Raw genomic sequence first — 19,130 nt, 5'->3', positions numbered from 1 at the left:
CTGACCGGTTCGGTGCTGCAGTACCGGTACTGTAGATACGTTATGGCAGAAACAGACTTTCCCGCCGAGGTCGCCGAAGTGCGCGATACCCTCCGGCGCATCACCGATGTCCTCGACGTTGAGGCCCTGGCCGCTGAGGTCAGCGATCTCGAGCAGCAGGCCGCCGACCCCAATCTCTGGGACGATCAGGAGAACGCCCAGCGGGTGAACTCCCAGCTGAGCCATAAGCAGGCTCAGCTCAAGCGCGTCCAGTCCCTGGCCCAGCGCATCGACGACGCCGAGGTGATGGCCGAGATGGCCGCCGAGGAGAGCGACGAGGCGGTGCTCACCGAGACCGCCAACGAACTCGCCAGCATCCGCAAGGCACTGGAGTCCCTGGAGATCGTGACCCTGATGTCCGGGGAGTATGACGAGCACGACGCCGTGGTCACCATCCGCTCCGGAGCCGGGGGAGTGGATGCCGCCGACTTCGCCGAGATGCTGCTGCGGATGTACACCCGGTGGGCGGGTGTGCGCGAATGGGACGTCAAGGTCCTGGACACCTCCTACGCGGAGGAGGCCGGGATCAAATCCGCCACCTTCGAGGTCAACGCCCCTTACGCCTTCGGCACGCTCAGTGTGGAGGCCGGCACCCACCGGCTGGTGCGGATCTCCCCCTTCGACAACCAGGGCAGGCGCCAGACCGGCTTCGCCGCAGTGGAGGTCATCCCGCTGCTGGAGGGCACCGACTCCATCGAGATCGACGAGAACGATCTGAAGATCGATGTCTTCCGCTCCTCCGGACCCGGCGGGCAGAGCGTGAACACCACCGACTCCGCAGTGCGCATCACCCACGAGCCCACCGGCATCGTGGTCTCGATGCAGAATGAGAAGTCCCAGATCCAGAACCGGGCTGCGGCCATGCGCGTGCTGGAGGCCCGGCTGCTGCTGCTGAAGAAGGAGCAGGAGGCTGCTGAGAAGAAGGAGCTGGCCGGAGACATCAAAGCCAGCTGGGGCGATCAGATCCGCTCCTATGTGCTGCACCCCTACCAGATGGTCAAGGACCTGCGCACCGGCTATGAGGTCGGCAATGCCGATAAGGTGCTGGACGGGGATCTGGACGGCTTCATCGAGGCCGGCATCCGCTGGCGCGCCCAGGGCAGCGATGACTGAGCCGGCCCGAGACTGACCCGCTCCGCAGAGGATTCCTTCCCCCTATGATCCGCTTCGAGAACGTCACCCGGAAGTACCGCTCCTCGGCCAAACCGGCACTGGAGGACATCTCCGTGGAGTTCAACCGCGGGGACTTCGTGTTCCTCATCGGGGCCTCCGGCTCCGGAAAGTCCACCCTGCTGCGGATGATCCTGCGTGAGGGCCTGCCCCAGCGCGGCAAAGTCACCGTGGCCGGGCAGAACCTAGTGCTCATGGTGGAACGCCGGGTCCCGCACTACCGGCGGTCCATCGGCATGGTCTTTCAGGACTTCCGCCTGCTGCCGGATAAGACCGTCTATGAGAACGTGGCCTTCGCCATGCGAGTCATCGGCGCTCCCCGCTCAGCCATCAAGAAACAGGTGATGAAGACCCTGGAACGGGTAGCCCTGGATCATCTGGCTCGCCGCTATCCGCACGAGATATCCGGCGGCCAGCAGCAGCGGGCCGCCATCGCCCGGGCCATCGTGAACAAACCGGCGATCGTATTGGCCGATGAGCCCACCGGAAACCTGGATCCTGCCGCCTCCGAGGAGGTCATGAAGATCCTGCGCTGGATCAACGCCTCAGGGACCACCGTGGTGATGGCCACCCACGACCGGGCGATCGTCGATGCCATGGGCCGCCGGGTGGTTCAGCTGCACCGCGGACGGCTGGTGCGTGACGAGGCGGCAGGCTCCTACGATCCGCCCGAAGGCTCCCAGGCCTGGGAGCTGTTAGCCGCTGAGCAGGAGAAGACCGGGCTGCGCGCCTCCGATCCCATGCCGCTGCTCACCGAAGCTGTTCCGGTCACCGGGACTGACGGCGGTCAGCACCCCGCAGGGCACGACGACGCCCCCTCAGCTGAGAGCCCACAGCAGGCTCCTGCCCGTGAGCCGGCAGAGCGGGAAGCGGAAGCGGGCACGTCTGTGCTGCGGCGTCGTGAGTACCAGGTCAGCTTCCCTGAGGATGATGCTGATGCGGAGCCTGACGCACCACGGACTGATATCAAACCCAGCGACCTCCCCGACTTCGACGAGCAGGGGGAGCTGCGATGAGCCAACTGATGTACCAGCTGGGCGAGACGCTCAGCTCGCTGCGCAAGAACGTGGCCATGGTGGCCTCGGTGGTACTGGTGACCTTCATCTCGCTGAGCTTTGTGGGCACTGCCGCTCTGATGCAGCTGCAGGTCAACCAGATGACCGAAGACTTCTACGACCGCCTGGAGATCTCGGTGTTCCTGTGCACCGAGAACTCAGCGGAGGCCGCCTGCCCCACCGGTGCAGTCACTGACGCTCAGCGCAATAGCATCGAGGAGATGCTGACCACTGGGGCGGCCAGCCAGTACGTGGACTCCTTCCGGTACGAGTCCCAGGAGGAGGCCTTGGAGAACTTCCAGGCCAGCCGGGAGGGCAGCATACGTGCCGAGAATGTCACTGCCGAGGATATGCCGGAGTCCTTCCGCCTGCTGCTGAGCGACCCTCAGGACTTCCTGTTGGTCAACGAGCTCTTTGCCGGGGTGGCCGGGGTGGAGAACGTGGCCGACCAGCAAGAGGTGCTGGATCAGGTCTTCAGCATCCTCAACGGGCTGACCGTGGTGGCGCTGATCATCGCAGCGGTGATGATCCTGTGTACCGTGCTGCTGGTCTCCACCACTATCCGGCTCTCCGCCTTCAGCAGGCGCCGGGAGACCTCCATCATGCGGATGGTGGGGGCTTCGAAGTCGATGATCCGCACCCCGTTCATCTTTGAGGGCATCATCGCTGCTCTGCTGGGGTCGCTGCTGGCCTGTGCCGCCACCTGGGTGGTGGCGGAGTTCCTGATGGGACAGTGGCTGGCCCAGCAGGTCACCGGCATCGTGTTCATCTCCGCGGCTGACTCCTGGATCGTGATGCCGGCCCTGGTGCTGGTTGCCGTGCTGCTGGCCGGGCTCTCCTCCTGGCTGACCGTGCGCAAGTATCTGCGCGTCTGAGTTTGTCCCGGCGGCGGGTCCGCCACGACCTGGCCCGCGCAAACGCTGCGACGTTTGCACGGGACCCAGAGGTCGCGGTTCCCGCCCCGCTCGCCTCTCGCTCGGCTCACGCCGAGCTTCAAGACCTGAAGTCGTCGCTTCGCTCCTCATACGCATCGCTTTGCGATGCTCACAACCCAGTTGACTGTAGCGGTATAGTGGGCTGTTGCGCTCTGGCAGTCAGCGAGGAGGTGAGTGCAGATGGGCAAGAACAGTTCTTCGGTGAAGAAGAGCAAGGGCGAACGCGATCCCAGGAACCATGTGGTCGCGCTGAACCGCCGTGCCCGGCATGACTACACCATCTCTGACACCTACGAGGCGGGACTGGTGCTCACCGGCACCGAGGTGAAGTCACTGCGTGAGGGCCAGGCCTCGCTGGTGGACGGCTTCGCTGCCTTCGACAATCGTGGTGAGCTCTGGCTGGAGCAGGTGCACATCCCGGAGTACCTCAACGGCACCTGGACCAATCACGCCACCCGGCGTAAGCGCAAGCTGCTGCTGCACGGCAAGGAGCTGATCAAGATCTCCCGCCAGGTGGAGGATCCGGGCAAGACCATCGTGCCGCTGCGGCTGTACTTCAAAGACGGCCGGGCCAAGGTGGAGATCGGCATCGCCACCGGTAAGCGGGAGTACGACAAACGGCACACGCTGCGGGAGAAGCAGGATGCCCGGGAGGCTCAGCGCGCTATGCGGCAGCGCAATCTCGGCGTGTCCTGAGGAGACAGGGCCTCCTTGGACTCGCGTCGATTCCCCAACCGAGGCGCCTCAGCCGAGCAGGCCGGCGATATAGCCTACGAACACCAGGATCACCAGCAGGGCAATCACTGCGCCGACGATACCCAGAATCAGTTTGCCGTTGGGCGGGCTTGAGGGCGCCGGCGCCGGGGGAGTAGCGGTGGCAGAGTTGGACTCCGGCGGGGTCTGGCCCGGCTCCAAGTCTGCGGCACTTCGCTTACCGGGGTTCTGTGCCGGGTCAGAACTCAGATCCGGGTCCCGGGTCTGCTCCGGGTCCGGATCCAGGTTCGGGTTCCTTGCTGTCTCATTGCGGCCGTAGCGGTCCTCGCTGGGACCGGCCTGTGCCGCCTCCTGCGGGGTCTCCCGCGGTGCCGGCTCGGGATTCTCATTCGGCTGGGTGGTCATATCGGTTCACCTCATCTTCTCGGTAGACGCTGATCCTTGGTCGGCACAGACTCTCTGGCAGATGCCCTGTAACGATGCCTTCGGTCTATGCGTCTGGTGGTGACACTCTAAACAGCCGAAACTCCAGGTCAGCCCACTAGAACCTGCACAAACCTTGGGAGTTTCCGCCGTAGTCTCAGAGTCCGATTCCCGCTAGACACGCGAGGCATGAGCCAGATGGAATGGTCCCTATGAGTGGTGAGGAGACATTTGCGCAGCGGTACCGGGCCGTGGCCTCCCGGGATAGGCGCTTTGATGGGCAGTTCGTCACCGCGGTCTCCTCGACCGGCATCTATTGCAGGCCTTCTTGCCCGGCCGTCACGCCGAAACCGGCCAACGTAAAGTTCTTCACTACCTCAGCTGCGGCCCATGAGGCCGGGTACCGGGCCTGCAAGCGGTGTCTTCCGGAAGCATCACCAGGAAGCCCGGAATGGGACCTCCGGCAGGACTTGGCAGGCCGGGCCATGCGGTTGATCCGGGAGGGGGCCCTCAACCAGGGCACGGTGGAGGAGCTGAGCCGCAGACTGGGGTACACCAGCCGGCATATCCACCGCACCCTGCTCGCGGAACTTGGGGCAGGTCCGCTGGCTCTGGCAAGGGCGCACCGGGCGCAGATGGCCCGCAACCTGCTGGTCAGCACAGATCTGAGCCTTGCCGATGTGGCGTTCTCTGCCGGGTTCGGCTCAGTGCGCCAGTTCAACGAGACCATCCGGGAGATCTACGCTTCCACCCCGACAGAGATCAGGCGGGGTGCCCAGAGATCCAGCGCGGAAGCCGGGGAAGGCAGCCGGCTTCGGCTGAGTCTGATGCTACCGGTGCGGCAGCCCTATGACGCCCCCGGGGTCTTCGGGTTCCTGGCCGAGCGTGCACTGCCCGGGGTGGAGGCTGCGCAGCTCGGAGCAGACCGGCTCAGGTATGCCCGGACGCTGCGGCTGCCGCACGGCCCCGGGGCCGTCGAGGTCATCGCACTGCGGGGCGAGCGGGAATGGGAGTTGTCGATGCGGGGCGAGATGGCCTCCCTGGCCGATACCGGCCTGCTGCTGGCCCGGGTGCGCAGGATGTTTGACCTGGATTCAGACCCGGCCGCCGTGGATGCGGCCCTGGGCAGGGACCCTGTGCTCGGCCCACTGGTCCGCGAGGTGCCCGGGATGCGCTTAGTGGGCACCGCTGAGCCCCAGGAGTACGTGGTCCGCGCGGTGGTCGGTCAGCAGATCTCAGTCAAGGCGGCACGCACCCAGCTCAGCCGGATGGTGCAGCAGATTGGACTGCGGGCCGAGTCCGGCTTCGAAGGGCTGGATATGCTCTTTCCCACACCTGAGCAGATCCTGGCTTCAGTCCCGGAGCCGCCCGAGGCCGGGGATCTGGACCCGGAACGGCCGCTGCGACTGGCCAGGCGCCAGATCCGCGCGGTCCGTGCTGCTGCCGGGGCGATGGCTGAGGGTGCGCTGAGTCTGCACGCCGGGGTTCATCCCGATCAGCTGCGAGCTGAGCTGCTCGCCCTGCCCGGGATCGGGAAGTGGACTGCAGCATATTTGGCGCTGCGCGTGCTGGGGCATCCCGATGACTGGATGACCGGCGACGTCGCCCTGGTCGCAGGTGCCCGGAAACTCGGTCTGATCAGCACTGGACTGCCAGTGGCTGCCGCCCACCGCCGGCTGGAACAGCTGGCGCAGCAGTGGGCACCCTGGCGCTCCTATGCCGCGATGCACCTATGGCGGGCTGCCGCCCAATGAGGGCGGCTGCAGTGACGTGTGCTCAGCCGGTCGGTGCCTCCCGCTCCAGCAGGCTCGCCTTGATCCCTAACCCGTAGCGGAAACCACCCAGGGTGCCGTCGGTGCGGATCACCCGGTGGCAGGGCACAAACAGCGCTGCGGCATTCTGAGCACAGGCCCCGGCTGCCGCCCGGACCGCCCCGGGGCTCCCCGTACGCTGGGCGTACTCGGCATAGGTCACCGGGGCCCCTGGTTGCACCTGGCGCAGCACTTCCCAGGCGCGTTCACGGTATGGCCCGGAGCGCTGCCGTACAGGCACCTCCGCTATGGAAGCCGTATCACCTGAGTAATAGGCATGGACTGCCTGGGCTGCCCGGGTCAGCAGGGCGTCGTCGTAGTCTTCTTTCTCTGCTTGGGCGCGCAGCTGGGGGTGGATGAGGCCACGCAGGGAAGCCTCATCCTCAGTCCAGCCGGAGGCGAGCACGTGATGGGCATCGCCAATGATGGTGAAGGGCCCGTCCGGTGTGGTCACGGTGGTGTGCATACCCCTATTCCACCGCGCGGCGGCCTCCGCGTCTAGCGGGAATCAGACCTCTGCCCAGCCGGCTCGACTTCTAAAGCTGCTTTTCGCAAAGTGGGCACCTCGGTCAGTACTCAGTCTCAAACCCTTCCTCATCACCCGGTGCGGTGCCTTCTTCATCCGCAGACTCCGGCTCAGGTTCGCCTGACTGAGTCTCCCCGGATTCCTCAGGTTCATCCTCAACGGACGGCTCTTCCTCACCGGGCGGCTCTTCCTCATCAACAGCAGGCTCGTCTTCAGCTGCAGCTTCTTCGGTGGGAGCCGCAGCTGCCTCCTCATCAGGCGCGCGCCTCAACATGGCCCTGTCCGGATCCCCGCCGCGGTACTCAATTTCAGTGCCAGGGGGGAACACGTCCTCGCCCAGCACCGTATCCACGTGAACCGAGGCCGTGAGCAGAGGATTGTCTAAGAAGGCCCGGGTGGCGAGGCTGATCACTGAGTCGGGGATTCTGACACTGGTCAGCTGGTTCTCCCTGAAAGCAGCAATCCCGATGCTGGTCACCGAGTCAGGGATAGTAACGCTGGACAGTCGATTGGCCCAGAAGGCCATGTTCCCGATGCTGGTCACCGAGTTTCCAATGGTGACGGTGTTCAGGAAGTTGTGGAAGAAGGCCCCATCCCCGATGCTGGTCACCGAGTCGGGGCCTTGGGGCTGGTGCGTCCAGTGATGAATCGGGGTCAGGTAACACCCCGCCGCCTACAGTGCCTGGCCGGGAGGCGATGGCCCCGTCACAGTGAACGGGGTCTGTGACGGGGCCGTGGACCAGACTAGTGCCAGTGCGGGGGAAGGGAACCACACGTGCTGCCTCTGATCCAGACCACCCCTGTGCGCATTAGGGGTATTGACCGGGGTGGCCAGCCAGTATCCCGACCACTGCCTATCGAACTACAGGATCGTGGCAGCGGGGAGCGTGGAAAACACTCAACCCAACGCAGCTTGGCTGCTGTCCGTTTTCCGCAAAGAACGCAGGCATATTCCCTGTGCGCAGCGATCTGGTGCTCCAGTGTCCGGGGTCATATGGGTGTTCTTCACCCAACTACGCAATTACGTAGGTGGTGGCCACCTATATTCTGCGCTTTCCGGTTGAAGGCCACGAGGCCGGCTATAGCGTCAGCTTCGGGTTCACCCCTGCTGACCTGACAGCTGGCAACTCCCCGAGGCACGGGGTGACCTCCGTCTGAGCTCCTAACAGCAACCCACGTTCACGAGGAGAAGCATTCATGACCGAAGTTACTAAAACCCCCGAAAGCGGGGCTGAGACTAGCTCGAAGAAGGGCCGTAAGGCCGCGGTGATCGCAGGCTCAGCCGGCGTGCTTGGCATCGCTGGTGTCTTCGCCTTCGCCAACTGGACCGACAACGAGTCCGTCGGCGCCAATTTCACCTCTGGCGAGTTCGCCCTGGAGATCTCCACCGAACAAAACACCGAGGGCGAATGGATCAACTGGCAATCCGACACAGTTTCCTATGTAGACCTGGCTGATGGTGCTCCCGAGCTGCTGGACCCCTGGGCTCCGGGCGATCAGCGCGGTGCCTCCTTCGCGGTGCGCCTCCGCCAAGGCTCCTGCCGACGTCGCTCCGTTGTTCTCCTCGATGAAGAAGCGCCCCAGGAAAGACAGCACTAGCGGCGCGTTGGAGGCGCGCAGCAACCTCCAGGAGGCATTGCGGCTTCGCATCGATTCGATCTGCTCGAGCTCCATGGCTTGACCCTAACCCGCACCGCGAACATGCCTGCGTCCACGTGTCGTGAAACTATCTCTGCTCAGGATCGTCAGCGACGGGGTCGTGGGTGTCGAAGCCGAGTTCCTTTGCCACAGACGTCATATTCTTGTCATGCGTGGCGATGACGAGCTCCTCGACGCCGCTGTGAAGAGCTGAGGCAAGATGGATAGCATCCAAAGTCATGATGTGTGGGACGATCGCCTCGGCCTCCTGAAGTATGCCGTGGTCCAGGGGCACCAGCCCGATGAAATCGAGGATCTCGGATCGCATATCAATCGGCTGTCGCACCCGACGCAGGGCGCGGGTCATCTCCGTGCGTAGCACTCGAGAAGAGATCACGGCATCTGCGGGTGACTCCACTGCGTGTTCGAACCAGCGAGCGGCCACAGGTGACTCCCCTAAGAGGATGCGTAGAGCAACCGAGGTGTCCAAGTAATACGACGTCACCACTCGCCCTTCAGCTCGTCCAGGAGGCCCTCCATGGTCATCCCTTTCGGCAGTCGGGTCCGCGGCAGAGAGCTGACAGCTGGTCGTCCAGTCCGTTTCGGCGGGATCACACGAGCCGAGGACTCTGCTGGGACGATTCGAGCAACCTCACGATTGTGTCTGGTAAGCGTATAAACCTCCCCGGACTCGACATCGTCGAGCATGCGAGTCGGGTTCTGACGCAGGTCGCCTACAGAGATCGTCTTCATGGCTCAAGAGTAGGCCTTTTGTCTAGGCATGTCTACAGTTCGATGCGACCATGGTCGGTCCTCACCCGGCGCCCTGATCCTTCATAGGAGCTGGGCACGAAAAAGCCCGACCGGGCGAGGTGCATGGTCGGGCTGTTCGTGGAGACGGCGGGAATTGAACCCGCGTCCGATCTGGATTCACCTGGACTTCTACGTGTGTAGTCCGCTAACAGTATTGCTCGGTCCCAGGTGTCTCACGGACAAGCACCTGACGGACCCAGCCGCATTAATTGTCGAGAGACCTTCCTGCGGCAAGAAGGGCTCTCCAGTGGCTATCTAGCTGATGCCAGGCACTGAGTCGATAGCAAACTCAGGCTGACAGACTCGCGGTCGCTGTATTTCAGGCAGCGAGGGCGAAGTCAGTGCGCTTAGATTCGGCACTTATTGGGTTGCTCAAGGGGTATTAACGTGGTCACTTGGCGTCCACGACACGCTTCCCCACGATCACCTCAGATCGTCGAAACCGATCGTCCCCGTATGGAGTTATCAAACTCGTTCCCGCTTGACGCGGATGTATCAGTCTATCCCAACAGGGACAGGGCCGCAAATGTTCCCCAAGGGGCCCTGCTCCCAGGCGTTGTTGCATTTTTGGTGGAGCGGGTCAGCTGGCCAGATGCCAGCCCAGGGCCAGGCCTGCCGCGGCCGCAGCGATCCCGCAGCCGGAGTGCAGGGCCCAGAGCCCCATGGCCTTCCAGTGGGAACCGGCCACCCACAGCTGCGCGGCCCACAGCGAGACAGTGGCAAAGGTGCTCAGCGCCCCGATGAAGCCAAACGCCAGCAGCCCTACCGTCCACGGCGCCCAGAGCTCGCCCCCTGCAGCAGCACCGGCGGAGACCGCTGCAGCCCCGATCAGGGCGCCCATCAAAAGGCAGCCCACGGTGTTGGCGATCAGGACCCCAACCCGCAAATACCGGTCCAGAAGGAACCGGGCCGCAGCGCCTGCGGCTCCGCCCAATGCCGCGGCGGCAATGACGCCGAAGCTCAGCTCCACGCTCACCGGGGCCCACCTCCCGCGTGTGCACAGTCCATGCCCGTGCAGCCGAACACGGCCCGGCCCAGCGTAAGTCCCGCCGCAGAGGCTGCAGTGCAGAACAGCATCGAGATCACCAAATAGGCCCCGACCTCCCACATCTCTGGCGGAACCACCAGACTGGAGGCCACCTGAGCGAATAGGTCCCGCTGCTGGGCCGCAGCCCCGGCCAGAATCACCGCAGAGAACGTGGTGAACGAACCCAGGAACCCGGTGCCCAGCACCGGCAGCGCCCACTGCGGCAGTCGCCGCCAGGCATGGGCCAGTCCCACCAGCGTGCCCAGCGCCCCGGAACCCGCCAGGTTGATCATCAGGGTCGCCCAGGGGAAGCGCATGTACTGTTCGTCCGAGAGTTCAACCAGCAGCAGGCGCAGCACTGCCCCGCAGGCCCCTGCCACAGCCACCCAGAACACGAGAGCCGGCAGTGAGAGGTCTGAACCGGCCCGGGGGCGCGCAGCAGCATTCTCTTCGGTAGTGGGCACAGCAAACAGGATAAGGCCGGATCAGGCTGCCGAGACGCTGACGCGCACAGCATGGGTCACTTCATGCGGCAGTGAGACCGATCCCCGCCCTGTGCCGGGGGAGATCACCACATCACCTTTGTTGCTGGTGAGCACTCTGGCCTCCAGTCCTATGGGCAGCTGTTCCTGGGCCATGGTCTGTAAAGCTGCCGGGACGGCGTCGTCCACCTGCTCCACCCGGACCTCAGTCTTTTCCGGCGCCCGGCACAGCAGCACGGTCTCCGGGTAGCTCAGACTCAGGTCACCGGAGGGGATGGGGTCCCCGTGCGGATCAGTCTCGGGATACCCCAGCTTGGCGTCCAACCGCTGGATGAAGGTCTCAGAGACCGCATGCTCGAGCCGTTCGGCCTCTTCATGCACCTCATCCCAGGCATAGCCCAGCTCACGGACCAGCCAGGTCTCGATCAGCCGGTGCCGGCGCACCATGGCCAGCGCCAGCCGACGGCCCTGCTCGCTGAGCCGGATCGGCGCATAGGGCTTATGCTCCACCAGGCCCTGCTCCGCCATCTTGCGGATCATCAGGGTCACCGAGGGGTTGGAGACCCCCAGCGCCTTGGCCAGCGCGCTGGCGGTCACAGCCGCACCCTCCCATTCGGCCAGGCCGTAGATGGTCTTGGCGTAGTCCTCCACACTGGTGGTGGCACCCGCGGCTGACCCGATAGTGGAACGGCCCTGGTCTGATGTGCGCGGCATAGTGCTGATTCTACTGAGGGCGCTTCAGGTGTGAATACCGGAGCTGCGAGGACGTGGCCGAATCCTTCTCCACAGTTGGCTGAGCAGCCCACGCTTGGGGGAGAGGAGATAGGCCAGGATGAACTGGGCGGAGGCGGCCAGCACGATCGAGCCGCCGGTGGAGAGGTCCCACCAGTAGCTGGCGTAGACCCCGGCCACCGCTGAGACTGCCCCCACCGCGGAGGAGACCGCCAGCATGGCTCCGAAGCTGCGCACCAGCAGGAACGCAGTGGCCCCTGGGATCACCAGCACTGCCACGACCAGGATCACTCCCAGGGTCTGCAGTGCGGTGACCGTGGTCAGGGCCAGCAGCACCAGCAGCACCCCGGTCAGCACCCCGACCGGCAGTCCGATGGCCCGGGCGTAGATCCGGTCGAAGGCGACCAGGGTGAAGTCGCGGCGCTTGACCAGCAGCACTGCGGCGGTCACCGCGGCCAGGGCCGCCACCTGGTAGAGATCAGCCCGGGAGGTGCCCAGCACATTGCCGAACAGGATGTGCTGCAGGTGGGTCTGGGTGGTCACCGTGGACATCAGCACCAGGCCCAGGGCGAACAGCGAGGTGAACACCACGCCGATGGTGGTGTCCCGCTTCAGGCGGGTGGTCTGGCCCAGTGCCCCGATCAGCGCCACCGCAGCGAGGCCGAACACAAAGGCTCCTACCCCGAGCGGGATGCCGAGGATGAAGGCCAGCACCACTCCGGGCAGGATCGAATGCGCCACCGCCTCACCCATCAGCGACCAGCCCATCAGCACCAGCCAGGCCGAGAGCATCCCACAGACGGCGGCGGAGATCACTGCCACGGCCAGCGCGTTCTGCATGAACGGGTACTGCAGCGGGGTCAGCAGCAGATCGATCATTCCGGTGGACATCAGGTCTGCGGTGCTCATTACGGTGTTGTTCAACGCAGCGCCTCCCCGAAGGCCCGGGCCAGCTGCTCATCTGTGAGCACCTCATCCGGGGGTCCGGCGGCCAGCACGCGGCGGTGAAGCAGCACGACCTGATCTGCCAGCTGGTGCACCCCTTCCAGGTGATGGGTGGAGATCAGCACCGTGGTGCCGGCCTCACGCAGGGCGTGCAGCACCTCGATGATCAGCGCCTCGGAGCCGCGGTCCACTCCGGCGAAGGGTTCGTCCAACAGCATCAGCGGCGCACCCTGGGCCAGCGCCCGGGCCACGAAGGCCCGCTTGCGCTGCCCCCCTGAGAGCTCACCGACGCTTCGCCGACGGTAGGCACTCAGCTGGGTCTGCGCCAGTGCCTTCTCCACTGCTGCGCGGTCCTGGCTGCGGGCCACCCGCAGGAACCCCATATGCGGGTACCGGCCCATCATCACCACCTGCTCCACAGTGATCGGGAAGGTGGGGTCCACCTGCTCGTGCTGAGGCACATAGGAGACCAGGTTCCGGCGCCGCGCCTGGGCGGAGTCCCGTCCGAAGATCCGCACGGTGCCGCGCAAATCCGGAACCAGGCCCAGCAGCGCCGAGAACAGCGTGGACTTGCCCGAACCGTTGGCGCCCAGCAGGGCCGTGATCCGGCCGGACTGCAGCCTCAGGCTGACCTCCTCCAGGGCAGTCACACCCGGGTACCCGGCGGTCAGGGAGTCGACGACGACGGGGGCATCCTTCATCACTGGAGCGGGATTACTCATGGGCACTCAGTATGGTGGAGATGGTGTGCTCGAGCAGCTCGAGATGGCTCGGGGCGGGCCCATCAGCCTCAGTCAGGGAATCCACGTAGAGCGGGCCGGCCAGTTCGGCGCCGGTGGTCTCTGCAACCTGCACCTGGGCGGAGTCATTGACCGTGGACTCGCAGAAGATGGCCTCCACCCCATGCTCCTGGACGAACCGGATCTGGGCCTCCACCTGCTGCGGGGTGCCCTCGTTCTCGGCGTTGAGCGGCCAGAGATAGTGCTCGATCAGGCCCAGCTCATCAGCCAGGTAGCCGAAGGCGCCCTCGCAGCTGACCAGCACCGGATCATCCAGCTCAGCGGCGCGCTGCTGAGCATCCTCCAGAATGCCGTGCAGCTGCTCGCGGTAGCGGTCAGCGTTCTCGGCAAAGTACTCAGCGTCCGCAGGGGAAAGCTCGGTCAGGGCAGCCTCAATATTGTCCACATAGATCACCGACTGAGCAGGGGAGATCCAGCCGTGGGGGTCGGTGGGCAGCTCTGCGCCTTCACCGGGATCGTCCGGGTGGCCGGGCAGCCTGGTAATGGGTCGAGTGGCAATGCCCTCGGAGGCGGTGACCGTGGGGGCCTCGGAGTGGGCGGTGAACTGCTCGAACCACTCCTCGAGGCCGATTCCGTTCTCGATGATCAGGTCGGCATCGGCAGCAGCCTGCACATCCGAGGGGGTGGGGTCGTATTCGTGCACCTCGGCCCCGGCGGGGGTGATGGAACGGACCTCGATGAGCTCTCCGCCGATCTGCTCAGTGATGTCTGCCAGAACGGAGAACGTGGTGACCACCAGGGGAGTGCCGCCGGCGGCGTCGTCCTCTTCTTCTTCTTCTGGGCTCTCTGCGCAGCTGGTGATCACCAGTAGGGACAGCGCCATTGCTGCCAGGAGTTTCTTAGGCATGCCTAGACTGTAGATTTAGGTGCACCTAAATGTCCAGCCGGCGGGAGGGCGGGCGCTCAGCCGAAGTCGAGAGTGGGCGCGTCCAGGTGGGGTGCCAGAGCCTTCAGCGCCGCGTGGTGCAGCAGGCCGTTGGTGGCCAGGCCGTTGCTGCCGGTACAGCCGGGATCGTTGTCCAGAGAGGTGAACTGGCCTCCTGCCTCAGTGACGATCGGCACCAGGGCCGCCATATCGTGCAGGTTCAGCGCCGGCTCGGCGGCGACATCCACTGTTCCTTCGGCGACCAGGCAGTAGGACCAGAAATCTCCGAAGGCCCGGGTGCGCCAGACAGTCTCGGTGAACTGCACGAACTGTGCGCTGCGGCCGATCTCCTCCCAGCCGTAGAGCGAGGAGTAGGAGAAGTAGGCGTCCTCCAGCCGGGAGACCTTGGAGACGCTGAGCTGCTTGGCCGCCGAGAGCGACTTGCCGGTATAGGCCCCACCGTCCTTAGCGGCCCACCAGCGCCGGCCCAACGCGGGTGCCGAGACCAGTCCCACCACTGGTTCGCCGTGGTCGACCAGGGCGATCAGAGTAGCCCAGACCGGCACACCGCGGATGAAGTTCTTGGTGCCGTCGATGGGGTCGATGATCCACCGGCGCGGACCGGAGCCGGACTCGCCGAATTCCTCGCCGTAGACCGCATCGCGGCCGCGGGCCCGGGACAGCTGTGAGCGGATCAGCTCCTCGGCCTGGCGGTCGGCCACAGTCACCGGGGTCAGGTCCGGCTTGGTCTCCACCTCGAAGTCCATGCGGGTGAAGTGGGCCATGGTCTGGGCATCAACCGAGTCAGCGATCATATGCGCCAGGCGCAGATCCTCGGTGTACGGGCTGGAAGCAAGGCTCATGATCTCAACCTACTGCCACGGCTGGTGCTGCCGCGCCCACCACACCGCTGAATGCGCGATCTGTGCAGTACTTTGACGCCGGAGACCGCTGAGATGCTGCACAGACTACGCAGTCACGGAGCCGAGGTGCTTCTGGGGCCCGTCGTCCTGGCTGCCCGCCAGGGATGCCAAGAGATTCCGCAGGCTGGCCAGCCGCGCCGGCCCGTGGCTTCCGGCATGGCCGGCCGCCACATAGGCGTCCAGGGCGCAGCCGCCGGCGGGAGATTCGTGTGCGCAGCCGGGCTCGCAGTCCACTGAGCCTTGCACCAGGTCTTCGAAGGCGGCCAGCACATCGTCCGGGCTGACATGGGCCAGCCCGAAGCTGCGCACCCCAGGGGTGTCAATCACCCATCCCGCAGCCGGAGAGGACCCGGTGGGCTCTGGGCCGGCTGCAGACGGGGAGGCCTGCTCAGGGGGCAGCTCGCCGGACAGCTCCGGGGCAGGTTCCAACTGCAGGGCGACTGCTGAGGAGGAAGTGTGCCGGCCCCGGCCCGTGACCGCATTGACCCCGCCGGTAGCCCGGTCAGCACCGGTGAGCGCATTGACCATAGTGGACTTCCCGACTCCGGAATGCCCGATGAGCGCGGTGACCTTACCGGCCAGCAGCTCGCGCAACTGGGCCACAGCAGCCGCGGCGAGACGATCCTGCTCCTCACGCCCGGAGATGACGGTGGTCAGCTCCAGCTCGCTGTAGTGGGAGACCAGCCCTGCCGGATCCTGCGGTGAATCGGCCAGATCAGCTTTGGTGATCAGCAGAATCGGGTCGATTCCGGCCTCATAGGCGGCCACCAGAGCGCGGTCGATGAACCCGGTGCGCGGTTCGGGATTGGCCGCTGCCACCACGATCAGCAGCTGGTCGGCATTGGCCACCACCACCCGCTCGGCCTCATCACTGTCATCGGCGGAACGCCGCAGCAGGGTCCGGCGCTCCTCGACCTGCACCAGCCGGGCCAGGGAACCCTCCGCCCCGGAGGTGTCGCCGACCAGCCGCACCAGATCACCCGGCACCACCGGGGTGCGCCGCAGTGCCTTGGCGCGCATCGCAGCGACTGTCCCGGCGGCGGGCACGCCACGACCTGGCCCGCACAAACGCTCAGGCGTTTGCACGGGACCCGCAGGTCGCGGTTCCTGTCCCGCCGCCTCTCGGCCGGCTGCGGCGGCACCTGCCTTCGCGCCTAAAGCCGGGACCTCGCGCTGTTCGTGCCTCACCGGCTGCAATAGGGCGCAGGTGTAGCGGCCACGGTCCACCTGGACCACGCGGGCCAGCTGCGCATCGGAGTAGTCAGGGGTCTCCTTGGTGCGCGGCCGGGAGCCCTTCTTATTGGCCCGCACCCGCACCCGGGATTCGTCCCAGTCCCGCCAGTTGGTTCCGCCGGCGGGGCTCATATCCACCCCGCTGGCCATGATTCGCCTGCAACCGGCGGCACGCTGCGCCTGGGCCTAATCACGAGACCAGCTCCAGCCACCGGGCGGGGAAGTCCGGCATGGTCTTGGCAGTGCAGCTGATGTCCTGCACGGTCACCGCAGGGACCGCCAGGCCCAGCACTGCCCCGAAGGTAGCCATGCGGTGATCGGCGTAGCTGTGCACCTGACCCCCGGAGGTGACCGGGGAGAGCACCCGGAACCCGTCCTCAGTCTCCTCCGCCAGACCGCCCAGCCGGCGGATCTCCGTCACTAGGGCAGCGATCCGATCAGTCTCATGGCCCCGCAGATGCCCCACCGAGGTGAACTTGGTCTCTTCGGCACACAGGGCCGCCAATGCGGCAACTGTAGGCGTCAGCTCCGCAGTGCCGTCCACCACACCGGGGGATACCAACTGATCCGGGCCGCGCACCGTGAGCCTGCCGGTGCTCGCGCTGGTGGGCACCAGCTCCACCTGACAGCCGAAATCGGCCAGCAGGCCCCCTCCGGACCGGTCAGCCCAGCGCCGGCCGATCTGGGTGGAGTCCAGAGGCCAACCGGGCATGCTCACCTCACCGGCGGTCACCGCGGCTGCGCAGAGAAAAGGCCCGGCATTGGACAGGTCAGGCTCCACCCGCACCGTGAACGGCGGGATCGGGCCGGGCTGCACCTGCCAGGTATACGGCTCGGGGGAATCCACGGCCAGGCCCAGTTCCCTGAGCACCTTCACCGTCATCTCCACATGCTCTAGAGAGGGGACCTGGGTGCCTGAGTGCTCCAGCCGCAGCCCCTGCGGAAAGCGCGGGGCCGCCAGAAGCAGCCCGGAGACGAACTGGCTGGAGGCTGAGGCGTCGATGGTGACCTCTGATCCGGTCAGCCCGGCAGGGGCGTGCACGGTGAAGGGCAGAAAACCCGGTGTGGCGGCGTCGTCGATATGGGTGCCCAGCGCTCGCAGGCCCTCCAGCACCGCGCCCATGGGCCTCACCCGCGCCTCGGGATCCCCGTCGAAGTGCACCTGCCGGCCGGTCAGGGCGGCCACCGCGGGCAGGAAACGCATCACTGTCCCGGCCAGACCACAGTCGATGCTCACCGGCTCGGTTCCGGCCCCAGGACCGGAGAACGGGATCGGGGTGATGCGCACCGCCGACTCGGCCGTGTCCTGCCAGTCGGGGATATGCTCCACGTGGGCGCCCAGGGCCTTCAGGGCGGTGAGCATCAGCCGGCTGTCACGGGACTCCAAGGGGTTGATCACCACGCAGGGGCCGGCGGCCAGGGCAGCCAGCAGCAGATACCGGTTGGTCAGCGACTTCGACGCCGGAACCCGGACCTCCCCGCGCACAGCTGACCCCGGGTGTGGAGCATTCCACGGCCCCGGGGTCACTGCAGAAGCCTGAACAGTCAGGAGACTTTACCCTTGGCCTTCTGCCCCTCGGCAGCGGCAGCCCGGACAGCCTTCTTGGCCTGCTTCTCAGCCTTCTGGAAGTTCTTCTTGGCGTCTTTCTCCCAGGCTTTCAGCGTCTTGGTGGCGTCATCGCCGAGATCCTCAGCCCATTTGGCGGTCTTCTCACCGAACCGGGTGCTCTTCTTCTTGGCCTGCTTGGAGAGATGCTCGGCCCGCCAGCTCAGCGAAGGCTTGCCGGCCAGATCCACAATGGCCAGTCCGAGACCGCCGAGAATGGAGACATTCTTCAGCAGAGTCTTCCGCTGCGCGATCTCATCGCCGGGGTTCTCCAGCGGTGCCGCCCGGAATTCGGCGTAGGAGTTCAGCTTGTGCACCCCGGCCAGGGTGAAGGCGGCCAGCCGCGGGAACTTACCGATGGCCAGAGCAGCACCGGCAGCAACCTGCACCCCGCCCAGCACCTGAGCGGTCAGCTTGGGCTTGGCGGCCAGCTGCTCAGCCTGCGGAACCAGGCTGGCCAGCTCGTCCAGCGCGGGGGAGAGCTCCTGGGCGGTCTCATCAGGGTTGCGCAGCGCCTCAACGCCGCCGTAGATGAAATGGGCACCCAGCAGCGGTCGGGCAATTTTGCGGATCAGAGTCATGCTTACTCCTCCTTGGGGCGGGAAAACCGCGCGAAAAACGCTTGTCCGGTACCAATCTATCAAGTGTGACCACCGGGCAGGAATGCTTCAGCAGCCGGCGTCGTTCTATGTGGCATGACCTTGGCAACTCTGACCCGGCCCGAGACTGCTGTGTGGGTGGGCGTAGACTTAGGGGTGATGAGTGAGCGCCCTGCATCTGCTTCCACCCTGTCCGAGGAGACCGACGTTGCCCAGGAGACTGAGGCGGCGCGGCGGATCCGCTTTGAACGCGACGCCCTGCAGTATGTGGACCAGCTGTATTCTGCGGCGATGCGGATGACCCGTAACCCGCAGGACGCCGAGGACCTGGTCCAGGAGGCCTACACCAAGGCGTACTCGGCATTCCACCAGTACAAGCCGGGCACCAATCTGAAGGCCTGGCTGTACCGGATCCTGACCAACACCTATATCAATATCTACCGGAAGAAGCAGCGGCAGCCCCAACAGGCCAATACCGACACGGTGGAGGACTGGCAGATGGCTCAGGCCGCCGAGCACACCAGCACGGGCCTGCGCTCGGCTGAGGCTGAGGCGCTGGATCACCTGCCGGACAACGATGTCAAAGAAGCCCTGCAGCAGATCCCGGAGGGGTTCCGCCTGGCGGTCTACTTCTCGGACGTGGAGGGCTTTGCCTATAAGGAGATCGCAGAGATCCTCAATATTCCGATCGGCACTGTGATGTCCCGGCTGCACAGGGGCCGCAAACTGCTGCGCGGGCTGCTGGCTGACTACGCCCGGGAACGCGGCTTCAACCGCGGGGAGGCGAACTGAGA

General features: G+C 65.5%; 22 protein-coding genes and 1 other RNA gene. 6 read left to right on the top strand and 17 right to left on the bottom strand.

All coding sequences use genetic code 11. The features are described 5' to 3' along the window. Positions 1–42: 42 nt before the first annotated feature. From prfB to smpB, 4 genes are all read left to right on the top strand, one after another. Complete coding sequence (gene prfB / locus GNZ21_RS07345; RefSeq protein ID WP_157322856.1) at positions 43–1,152, top strand: peptide chain release factor 2; 1,110 nt, start codon at positions 43–45, stop codon at positions 1,150–1,152. Positions 1,153–1,196: 44 nt separating this feature from the next. After that, positions 1,197–2,225: a cell division ATP-binding protein FtsE gene (gene ftsE / locus GNZ21_RS07340; protein ID WP_157322854.1), complete on the top strand. Its 1,029-nt coding sequence runs from the start codon at positions 1,197–1,199 to the stop codon at positions 2,223–2,225. Beyond that, positions 2,222–3,139: a permease-like cell division protein FtsX gene (ftsX, locus tag GNZ21_RS07335; protein ID WP_157322852.1), complete on the top strand. Its 918-nt coding sequence runs from the start codon at positions 2,222–2,224 to the stop codon at positions 3,137–3,139. Before ftsE ends, ftsX begins: the two co-directional genes overlap by 4 nt. Positions 3,140–3,379: 240 nt before the next feature. Then, complete coding sequence (smpB, locus tag GNZ21_RS07330) at positions 3,380–3,895, top strand: SsrA-binding protein SmpB (protein ID WP_157322850.1); 516 nt, start codon at positions 3,380–3,382, stop codon at positions 3,893–3,895. 48 nt (positions 3,896–3,943) lie between these two features. On the opposite strand, the gene GNZ21_RS07325 is transcribed toward smpB, so the two are convergent. Then, the gene (locus GNZ21_RS07325; protein ID WP_157322848.1) at positions 3,944–4,318 is read right to left on the bottom strand and encodes a hypothetical protein; all 375 of its coding nucleotides are present in this window, start codon (positions 4,316–4,318) and stop codon (positions 3,944–3,946) included. A 230-nt stretch (positions 4,319–4,548) separates the two neighbouring features. Between GNZ21_RS07325 and GNZ21_RS07320 the strand changes: the two genes are divergently transcribed. Further along, positions 4,549–6,090 carry a DNA-3-methyladenine glycosylase 2 family protein gene (locus GNZ21_RS07320; protein WP_157322846.1) on the top strand — a complete coding sequence of 514 codons (1,542 nt, stop codon included), beginning with the start codon at positions 4,549–4,551 and terminating at the stop codon, positions 6,088–6,090. 22 nt (positions 6,091–6,112) lie between these two features. On the opposite strand, the gene GNZ21_RS07315 is transcribed toward GNZ21_RS07320, so the two are convergent. The 16 genes from GNZ21_RS07315 to GNZ21_RS07240 form a co-directional block, all read right to left on the bottom strand. After that, complete coding sequence (locus GNZ21_RS07315; protein ID WP_157322844.1) at positions 6,113–6,613, bottom strand: methylated-DNA--[protein]-cysteine S-methyltransferase; 501 nt, start codon at positions 6,611–6,613, stop codon at positions 6,113–6,115. 103 nt (positions 6,614–6,716) lie between these two features. After that, positions 6,717–7,283 carry a leucine-rich repeat domain-containing protein gene (locus tag GNZ21_RS07310; protein WP_198345987.1) on the bottom strand — a complete coding sequence of 189 codons (567 nt, stop codon included), beginning with the start codon at positions 7,281–7,283 and terminating at the stop codon, positions 6,717–6,719. A gap of 668 nt (positions 7,284–7,951) precedes the next feature. Further along, on the bottom strand, positions 7,952–8,323 hold the full coding sequence (locus GNZ21_RS07305) for a DUF3375 family protein (RefSeq protein WP_229659433.1): 372 nt from the start codon (positions 8,321–8,323) through the stop codon (positions 7,952–7,954). Between the two features lie 76 nt (positions 8,324–8,399). Further along, complete coding sequence (locus GNZ21_RS07300) at positions 8,400–8,816, bottom strand: type II toxin-antitoxin system VapC family toxin (protein WP_268234813.1); 417 nt, start codon at positions 8,814–8,816, stop codon at positions 8,400–8,402. Next, on the bottom strand, positions 8,813–9,064 hold the full coding sequence (locus GNZ21_RS07295; RefSeq protein ID WP_157322841.1) for a type II toxin-antitoxin system Phd/YefM family antitoxin: 252 nt from the start codon (positions 9,062–9,064) through the stop codon (positions 8,813–8,815). The genes GNZ21_RS07300 and GNZ21_RS07295 overlap by 4 nt, the downstream gene beginning before the upstream one ends. A gap of 136 nt (positions 9,065–9,200) precedes the next feature. Further along, positions 9,201–9,578, bottom strand: a transfer-messenger RNA (tmRNA) gene (gene ssrA, locus GNZ21_RS07290). A 126-nt stretch (positions 9,579–9,704) separates the two neighbouring features. Then, positions 9,705–10,100 (bottom strand): FluC/FEX family fluoride channel, encoded by a 396-nt coding sequence (locus tag GNZ21_RS07285; RefSeq protein ID WP_157322840.1) that lies wholly within the window; start codon positions 10,098–10,100, stop codon positions 9,705–9,707. Continuing rightward, positions 10,097–10,615: a fluoride efflux transporter FluC gene (locus tag GNZ21_RS07280; protein WP_198345986.1), complete on the bottom strand. Its 519-nt coding sequence runs from the start codon at positions 10,613–10,615 to the stop codon at positions 10,097–10,099. Before GNZ21_RS07280 ends, GNZ21_RS07285 begins: the two co-directional genes overlap by 4 nt. 21 nt (positions 10,616–10,636) lie before the next feature. Beyond that, positions 10,637–11,347, bottom strand: a complete 711-nt coding sequence (locus GNZ21_RS16080) for a metal-dependent transcriptional regulator (RefSeq protein ID WP_157322839.1) — start codon at positions 11,345–11,347, stop codon at positions 10,637–10,639. Positions 11,348–11,371: 24 nt separating this feature from the next. Continuing rightward, positions 11,372–12,274, bottom strand: a complete 903-nt coding sequence (locus GNZ21_RS07270) for a metal ABC transporter permease (RefSeq protein ID WP_229659425.1) — start codon at positions 12,272–12,274, stop codon at positions 11,372–11,374. 11 nt (positions 12,275–12,285) lie between these two features. Next, entirely contained in the window at positions 12,286–13,032 is a 747-nt protein-coding gene (locus tag GNZ21_RS07265) for a metal ABC transporter ATP-binding protein (protein ID WP_229659424.1), read from the bottom strand. Further along, positions 13,025–13,957, bottom strand: coding sequence for a metal ABC transporter solute-binding protein, Zn/Mn family (locus GNZ21_RS07260; protein ID WP_198345985.1), 933 nt, complete (start codon positions 13,955–13,957; stop codon positions 13,025–13,027). The genes GNZ21_RS07265 and GNZ21_RS07260 overlap by 8 nt, the downstream gene beginning before the upstream one ends. A gap of 56 nt (positions 13,958–14,013) precedes the next feature. Further along, positions 14,014–14,838, bottom strand: coding sequence for a histidinol-phosphatase (hisN, locus tag GNZ21_RS07255; RefSeq protein ID WP_157322838.1), 825 nt, complete (start codon positions 14,836–14,838; stop codon positions 14,014–14,016). A gap of 105 nt (positions 14,839–14,943) precedes the next feature. Beyond that, positions 14,944–16,281, bottom strand: coding sequence for a ribosome small subunit-dependent GTPase A (gene rsgA, locus GNZ21_RS07250; RefSeq protein WP_229659423.1), 1,338 nt, complete (start codon positions 16,279–16,281; stop codon positions 14,944–14,946). A 40-nt stretch (positions 16,282–16,321) separates the two neighbouring features. Beyond that, positions 16,322–17,659, bottom strand: coding sequence for a 3-phosphoshikimate 1-carboxyvinyltransferase (aroA, locus tag GNZ21_RS07245; protein WP_188503536.1), 1,338 nt, complete (start codon positions 17,657–17,659; stop codon positions 16,322–16,324). A 17-nt stretch (positions 17,660–17,676) separates the two neighbouring features. After that, a complete protein-coding gene (locus GNZ21_RS07240) occupies positions 17,677–18,318 on the bottom strand; it encodes a DoxX family protein (protein ID WP_157322837.1) in 642 nt (213 codons plus the stop codon). Between the two features lie 177 nt (positions 18,319–18,495). Between GNZ21_RS07240 and GNZ21_RS07235 the strand changes: the two genes are divergently transcribed. Then, a complete protein-coding gene (locus tag GNZ21_RS07235; RefSeq protein WP_157322835.1) occupies positions 18,496–19,128 on the top strand; it encodes a sigma-70 family RNA polymerase sigma factor in 633 nt (210 codons plus the stop codon). Positions 19,129–19,130 lie beyond the last annotated feature (2 nt).

Origin of the sequence: Nesterenkonia alkaliphila, assembly GCF_009758175.1 — a bacterium.
GTDB lineage: Bacteria > Actinomycetota > Actinomycetes > Actinomycetales > Micrococcaceae > Nesterenkonia > Nesterenkonia alkaliphila.
This window is presented reverse-complemented; position numbering and strand designations above follow the sequence as displayed.